This is a genomic window from Peptoniphilus sp. DNF00840, from assembly GCF_001553125.1.
Taxonomy (GTDB): Bacteria; Bacillota; Clostridia; order Tissierellales; family Peptoniphilaceae; genus Peptoniphilus_A; species Peptoniphilus_A vaginalis.
Genome location: NZ_KQ960253.1, coordinates 22797 through 23160, shown reverse-complemented (window position 1 = coordinate 23160; position 364 = coordinate 22797). Strand labels below are relative to the sequence as shown.

Genomic DNA, 364 nt, shown 5'->3' with positions numbered 1-364 from the left:
TCGCACCCCTCGCGGGTGCGTGGATTGAAATCTATTACTTGATATATTAGAAATAACTCGACACGCAGGTCGCACCCCTCGCGGGTGCGTGGATTGAAATTATGCTCGATAAAGTCGATTCTGATTCGATTTTTGTCGCACCCCTCGCGGGTGCGTGGATTGAAATAAGGCAACACCAGGACAATTAGGCACTGTTAAAACGTCGCACCCCTCGCGGGTGCGTGGATTGAAATGCATCTGCATCGCAAAGTGCCAAGGCTCTAAATAGTCGCACCCCTCGCGGGTGCGTGGATTGAAATATTAATAGAATCTACAAGTGAAAGAATAAAACAACGTCGCACCCCTCGCGGGTGCGTGGATTGAA

At 49.7% G+C, this 364-nt stretch carries 1 CRISPR repeat array.

What is annotated here, in order from left to right:
* Window position 1 precedes the first annotated feature (1 nt).
* Window positions 2-364: a CRISPR direct-repeat array (repeat unit 28 nt; unit sequence CGCACCCCTCGCGGGTGCGTGGATTGAA).